We start from the raw sequence: 7725 nt of genomic DNA, 5'->3' as shown, positions 1-7725 counted from the left end.
AAGGCGGCTCGGGCAGGGGAAGAAGAGGAGCGTCTGGCCGGTCTAAGGGAACTGGCTTCCCTGTATGTAAAGGGGATGGAAGTAGACTGGGAAGGCGTCTACCGGGGGCAAGGCCACTGGAAAGTAAGCCTGCCGGCATATCCGTTCGCCCGGACCCGCTGTTGGATGGAGCTTCCGGAAGCAGTAGAGGCTGGAATGGAGATGGATGGAGAGCATCTGTACCATGCGGTGGGCTGGAAAAGGGAAGGCGTAAAACAGTCGCCGCAGCGAGCCGTACAGGGTGCAGTGCTGGTGATTCGCGGGGAGGATGAGCAGGGTCAAGAGCTGGCCCGTCTGCTGCGGTTGTCCGGCCGGCCGGTTATAGAAGCGGTGGAAGCAGCAGAGGCTGAAACAGCAGGGACCGCTGGCGTTAGGGTGAACATTCCAGAAGATCATAACGGGTATGTTCATTTGTTTGGGGAAATCGACAGATCCGGCATCGTATTGACGGATATCGTTCATATGAGGGCAGCGGAAAACGTACCGGCAAAGCCTGAAGAAACTCATTCAGGTGGGGGTTCCCTGCTGGAGCAGGAGTTGAAGCGCGGGGTCTATGATGTGTTTCATCTGTTGAAGGCGGTGCATCTGGCCGAAAAGGAGTTGACGGTTACTGTAGTAGCAGCCGAAGCCGGGGAGGTAACCGGGGAGGAACAAGGAATACGTCCCTCGCACGGTCCGATTTTCGGTCTGCTGCGCACGGCCGGATTGGACTGGCCGCGTCTGCGCTGCAAAGCGGTAGACGTGGATCGTTCAACTACGGCTAAGGAACTGGAGCTGGAGCTGGGCGTTGAAGCGCAAGGCCGGGTAGCCTACCGGAGAGGGAGCCGTTACACGGAGGAAGTGATACGTTGGGACGCAGCTTCGTCACCACGGGAAGCGCTGCAGTTACAGTCCGAGGGTGCGTATCTCATTACCGGAGGAACAGGCCGAATTGGACTGGAGCTGGGAGCTGAGCTGGCGGCCCGTGCAGGAGCAGGAGGCATACATCTGGTGTTGGCGCAGCGTGGGGCATTCCCGGAGCGCGAGCAATGGGAGGCGGAGCTGTCCCGGAACAGCAATTCCCGTTTGTCGCGCCGTATTCGCGATATTCTGGCCGTGGAAGAGGGAGGCAGCCGGGTCAGCATCGTCAGCGCGGACATCAGCGATGAGGAGCAGGCAAGGGCGTTATTGGCTCAAATTCGCCGGGAATCCGGAGGCGTGCGGGGCATTATACATAGCGCCGGGGTAGGAGTAGGCGAGCGTGGCTTGCTGCTGTCAGAGGAGACTGAAGCAGGGCTGCGGCGAATGCTGGCACCGAAGGTTGAGGGAACCGAGCTGCTGGACCGGCTGACGGAATTGGACGAGCTGGACTTTTTTGTCGTATGCTCATCAGCCATCACGGTAGCCGGTGGAGTTGCAGCAGGAAGCTATACGGCAGCAAATGCGTATTTGGACAGTTTTGCCCAGGAGCGGAATTTGCGCGGGAAGCGGACGCTGGCGTTGAACTGGCCGGCGTGGGACTGGGAAGAAGACCCCGGGGAAGCTTACCGGCAAACCTATGAAGGCAAGCAGATCTTTAGGATTATTGATGCGCCGAAGGCAAGAGAAGTATTTGTGAACTCGCTCGAACGCGGGGCAGTACAGGTAATTGCAGGTGCAGTGAACTGGAAATCCGGCCTGTACGAACTGAAGGCGATGTTGCCGTTCCGTTTATCACCGGAGCTGGAATCCGGACTGGGGAGTGAAGCCGGGGAGATGCCGGCTGCTAAGCAAGCAGCGGCCCGCAGGGTGGTCAAGCTCAAAGGGAGAAGTGAGGTTAACTATGATGGTAAAACTGCTGGCAGTAAGCCGGCGGCAGAGAGTAAGGGTTCCGAAAATGACAGGCCGGTAACAGAAATTAGCCGTGCTGGAGAATACAGCGAGATGGAACAACTGGTTGGTCAAGTCTGGGGAGAGGCACTGGGCTTTGAAGAGCTGGATGTGACAACGAGTTTTTATGAGCTTGGCGGGGATTCGATCTTCGCAATTCAGATGGTTAATCGGATAAAAAGAGAGACAGGTCTGGAATTGACGCCGGCGGATGTTTTGAGCCGACCGACCATTACCGAGTTGGGAGCGTGGATGACTGGACTCCAGCCAGCCTCGAAGGCTGAGCATTCACTTTCCGTCGGGTCCGTTATTCCAGTTGCTGAGAAGCAGGAGAGTTACCCGTTATCATCTGCGCAGAAGCGTATGTACATTTTGGACCAGTTCGACCAGGTGCAAATGGGTTACAACATGCCCGCTCTGCTTATCACGGGGCAATTACTGGTTGCAGAGCGTGTCGAGCAGGTGATGATTCAGTTGATTATGCGTCATGAATCGTTGCGGACGACCTTTGCAATGACGGACGGCGAGCCGGTTCAGCGGATTACCGTTGTGTCGGAAATCAAGCCTGCGCTGACCCGGATGGGATTCGTTACTGAATCTGAACTTGAGGCCAGCATGACTGGATTTGTCCGGCCGTTCAACCTGAGCCGGGATCTGCTGATTCGCATGGGCGTCGGTGAAACCTCAGGTGACCGGGGGCTACTGTATGTAGACTTGCACCATATTACGTCTGACGGCGTGACAATGGATGTCATCATGCAGGAGTTCATGGCGTTATATGAGGGTGAGGAACTGGAACCGCTGCGGATTCAGTACAAGGATTACGCCGTCTGGCAAGGGGGGCTCAAGGATAGTGAATTGTTCCAAAAGCAGGCAGCGTATTGGAGGGAAACCTTTGCTGAACCTCCCCAGGCAATGGAGATGCCCACGGATTACCGTCGCCCTGCCATCAAGAGCTATGAAGGGGACCAAATATATTTCCAAGCAACTAGAGAACTGTCAGCGCGGATCTATAAGGGGGCGTCAGAGCAGGGTGTGACGCTGTACATGTATCTGCTGGCTGCATATCAGGTGCTGTTGCTGCATTACACGGGACAAGAGGATATGGTTGTCGGTTCTCCGATGTCAAGTCGTCATGATGCGGATGTGGAACGTGTCGTCGGGATGTTCGTGAACACGATGGCAATGCGTGGCAAGCCGGAGAGGGAGAAAAGTTTTGCGTCGTATGTGAAAGAAGTGAGAGAGACGACCCTGCGGGTGCATGAGAACCGGGACTATCCGTTCGAGGATTTGGTAAGCGAGCTGGATGTGCGCCGGGATACAAGCCGCAGTCCATTGTTCGATTATCTGTTCACTCTGCACAATACAGTCAAAGATCAGGTGGACTTAAGTCGATGGGGAGCTTCGCTATATCCGTTTGTTCACCGGATTGCGAAGTTCGACCTGACGCTTAATGCGTATGAGTTGGAAGGGGAACTGCATTTCAGCCTGGAGTACAGTACCAAACTGTTCAAGCGGGAGACGATTGAAAAATTGTCGGAGCGCTGGCTGAAGGTGTTGGATGAATTGAGTCGCGATGCGTCGCAGCGTTTGGGTGAAGTGCGGATTATTACAGCAGCGGAAGAGGAAGTGCTTTTGAGGCTGGGCGAAGGCGTGGGAGCTCGGCGTGAAGTAATCGAAGCAAGATGGCCGTCAGCCTGGACTGAGCAGGCGACGCTGGATGGTTGGTTCTCGGAGCAGGCAGCGCAAACGCCGGAGCGGACGGCCGTGTCTGCGGGAGAAGCGAAGCTGAGCTATGGGGAACTGGATCAGTTGTCTGAACGGATTGCGCAGGTGCTGCGGGGGCAAGGCGTAGGGGCTGAGGTGACGGTCGGTCTGATCGCAGACCGGAAGCCGGAACTGATCGCCGGAATGTTGGGGATTTTGAAGGCAGGCGGGGCTTACGTGCCGATTGATCCAAGTTATCCGCTGGAGCGGAAGCAGTATCTGGCTCAGGACAGCGGAGCAAGGCTGATCGTCAGTTGCGGAGAGCATGAGGATGCGTATCGTCTGGGTGTGCCTGTGCTGGATCTGTCCCGGATGGATACATGGGCATTCCCGGAGACGGCGGTAAGCATGGAAGCAGTAACGGAGCGTCCGGTGGAAGCGGTTACGGGGGAGGAAAGCGCCACCCGTCTGGCATACGTGATCTATACATCCGGTACGACCGGGCAGCCGAAAGGGGTCATGGTTGAGCACCGGAGCGTCGTGCACTTGGTGCAGGGCTTGTGGGAGGAGGTTTATCGTGATCTTGAATCGCCGCAGCAGGTGGCGCTGGTAGCATCGTATGTGTTTGATGCGTCTGTACAGCAGATATTTGCTTCGCTGCTGCTGGGCCATGAGCTTCATCTGGTGCCGGAGGATGTGCGCCGGGACGGTATGAAGCTGGCGTCCTATTACCGGCAGGAGCATATTGGGATATCTGATGGAACGCCTTTGCATGCGAGAATGCTGGGTGAAGCAGGAGAGCGTGTGCCTGTGAAGCGATTCCTGATCGGAGGCGATGTGCTGACGGCAGGGACGGCCCGGATGCTGTTGAAGATCTGCGGAGAAGAGAGCAGGCTGTTCAATGTGTATGGTCCGACCGAATGCTGTGTGGACTCCACCTGTTGGCAGGTTGATGTGTCGCGTTTGGAAGATCGTGAAGAGGCCCCGATTGGCAGCCCTTTTGTGAATCGGGTGCGGATCATGGATGCATCAGGGAGATTATCGCTACCGGGGGTATCCGGAGAGCTGTATATTGGCGGTCCGGGCGTGGCGAGGGGTTACCTGAACCTTGCAGAGCTGACGGAGGAACGTTTCGTCGAGGACCCGTATGAACCGGGATCGAGACTGTACCGTACAGGAGATCGCGGAAGGTGGCTGTTTGGAGGCGAGCTGGAGTATCAGGGCCGTCTGGACGAACAGGTGAAGGTTCGGGGGTACCGGATCGAGCTTGGCGAGATCGAGAGCCGCCTGTTAGAGCATGAGGCGGTGAAGGAAGCGGCTGTAATCGTCAGAGCGAATGCGGAAGGGGAGAAGGAGCTGTGCGCGTATGTGATTACCGCCAGTCCGATTAGCGTAACCGAGCTGAGGACCCATCTGTCGTATCATTTGCCGGAATATATGCTGCCGTCTCATTATACGGAGCTGGACGCCATGCCGATGACGGTGAACGGGAAGCTGGACCGGTCGGCACTGCCGGAGCCCCAGCACAATGTGGAGAGCGGAACGGAATACATGGCCCCGCAAACCGAGGTGGAGCAGACACTGGCGGACATCTGGACGCAGCTCCTTGGACATGAACGTATCGGGATTCATGATAACTTTTTTGATGCTGGAGGCAATTCTCTCCTTTTAATACGGATGTTTGCACAGATTGAGAAAAAGTTTCCCGGCAGGCTCTCAGTCAGTGACTTATTCTCGTACACGACCATTGGGCAGTTAAGCGCCCTACTTGGAGCAGGAGATTCGAAAGACATGGCGCCGATCAGCTTCCTAACGCTGCCGGAGAGATTTGTTGTCAGGGGAGGCGGCGGGGATGGTGTATTCCGTTTTATATTAACGCCGGATACTAGTGAACGCATTACAACCTTGGCGAATCAAGAGCATGTTGAAGCGACGACAGTTCTTTTAGCATTGTTTGGTTTGCTATTAAATGAATGTGCAGAGCTGGATATGATTACGTTCCAGGCAATGGTTACCGAGCCTAAGAAGGTTGCAGAAGTGAAACTGGATTTTTCAAATATAGCTGAACTGTCGGCACTGATTAAACAGACCAACGCAAGCTTGCAGCATCAGGAAGTTGTAGGGGAAATGCCTTCCACTCCGTTAGCCAGGCCGTCTTACCGTGAGGTTGCGCCGTTGTTCTATCAGACGGAACTTTATGGAGAATCTACAGCTTTGACTTCCATTTACGATATAGCGCTAGGCGTGCACCAGGAAGCGAATCAAACTGCTTATGCCTTCTTGTTTGAATATTCAAGTGCTATGAATGCCCAACAAATGAGGCAGATAGCCAAAAACTATATGGAATTAATCAATCTGTTAATTGAAAACGATGAGGCAGTACGATCGGATATGTAGAGGGGGAACGAAGTTGAAGCTGGCTGATTTAAAACACAGGATGAATAAAGGCTCTGTTGTTGAACCGGAAGACTGGTCGCAAAAAGATATCGCCATCATCGGCCTTTCGTTTCAGTTGGCTGAGGGTGTCACGGAACTCTCTCAGTATTGGAACAAACTGAAGGAAGGACATGATTTTGTTGGTGAGCTTTCCGGTATTCGAAAACAAGACATTTACAACTACTTGGCGTTCCTTGAGAAAAAAATGCAGCTGACAAGAGTTGAGAGCGCCTTTGTAGAAGAAATCGATAAATTTGATTACAGTTACTTTCGTCTTTCTCCGAAAGAAGCGAGTCTGATGGACCCGAACCAGCGGATGTTTTTGGAGACTGCGTGGTCTGCCATTGAAGATGCTGGCTATGGCGGCGGGAAAATCAATGGCTCGAGAACCGGTGTTTATCTGGGAGCCGGGGCTAATGAAGATTACAAACGAATGATTGAAAGAGTAGCGCCAGAAGAACTGGGGACGGCATTTGCCGGAAATATTCCCTCGGTTATCGCGAGCCGAATCTCGTATTTACTTGATCTCAGAGGGCCGAGCATGCTGATTGACACAGCATGCTCCGCTTCTCTGGTGGCTTTGCATACTGCTTGTCAGGCAATCCGAGCCGGAGAATGCGAGGCGGCACTGGTTGGCGGAATCAATATGGCTATTCTCCCTCCAGAGCATGAGATTACGGTTGGTGTGGAGTCCTCCAGCGGCAGGACTCATACGTTCGATGCTGCTTCCGATGGTACAGGGCGGGGAGAAGGAGTCATTGCAGTCATGATCAAGCCCTTATCGCGTGCGGTAGCTGACCGGGATCACATCTATGCTGTGATTAAAGGGAGTGCAGTGAATCAGGATGGCAGTTCGATTGGACTGACAGCGCCTAACGCGGCGGCACAGGAGGACGTAATCGTGCGGGCCTGGCAAAATGCGGGCGTAGAGGCGGAGAGCATCTCCTATATGGAGGCGCATGGCACCGGAACCCGGCTTGGTGATCCGATCGAGATCGACGGGATGAAGCGGGCGTTCGGCCGGTATACCAAGCGGAAACAATTCTGTGCGGTCGGTTCGGTAAAGACGAACATGGGGCATCTGGACCATGCAGCAGGACTGGCTGGACTGCTGAAGGTGATTGCGGCGCTGCGGTATAAGGAGCTTCCGCCCAATGTGCACTTTAAGCGTCCGAACCCGGAGATTGCGTTCGAGCAGTCGCCGGTCTATGTGCTGGATGAGGCACGGGCATGGACGACAGTGGAGGGAGTGCCGCGCCGGGGAGGAGTCAGCGCGTTCGGCCTAAGCGGGACGAACTGTCATGTGGTCGTCGAAGAAGCTCCGAAGAGCGAAGAAAGCCCGCAGAGCGCAGGGCCGCATCTGCTGACGCTGTCGGCGAAAGGTGCGGAAGGACTGGGTGTTTTGATCAGCAGGTACGCTTTGGCACTGGAGACGCTGTCCGGGGAGGATGCAGGAGCCATCTGCAGTACAACGAATACAGGCCGAGGCCACTACACCCACCGTCTGGCGATCATGGGAGCGGATCGGGAAGCGCTGTTGGAGCGTCTGCGTGAGCTGTCCAAGCAAGGGCCGGGAGCATGGAGCGGGGCAGATGTCTGGTATGGGGAAAGCAGCGTTCAGGCAGAAGCGGAGAGATCCCTGCGTGAGGCAGGGATCCGGGCGGAAAAGGCGGCTCGGGCAGGGGAAGAAGAGGA

2 protein-coding genes are annotated in these 7725 nt (G+C 55.2%); both read left to right on the top strand.

Annotated features, from left to right (window positions below):
• Positions 1-5991: non-ribosomal peptide synthetase (locus H583_RS35345; RefSeq protein WP_028560977.1), on the top strand; the 5991-nt coding region annotated here is incomplete at its 5' end.
• A gap of 13 nt (positions 5992-6004) precedes the next feature.
• The coding region (locus H583_RS0113885; RefSeq protein WP_028560976.1) for a type I polyketide synthase at positions 6005-7725 on the top strand (1721 nt) is incomplete at its 3' end.

The organism is Paenibacillus pinihumi DSM 23905 = JCM 16419 (assembly GCF_000422505.1).
In the GTDB taxonomy this organism is placed as follows: Bacteria; Bacillota; Bacilli; order Paenibacillales; family Paenibacillaceae; genus Paenibacillus_D; species Paenibacillus_D pinihumi.
This window is presented reverse-complemented; position numbering and strand designations above follow the sequence as displayed.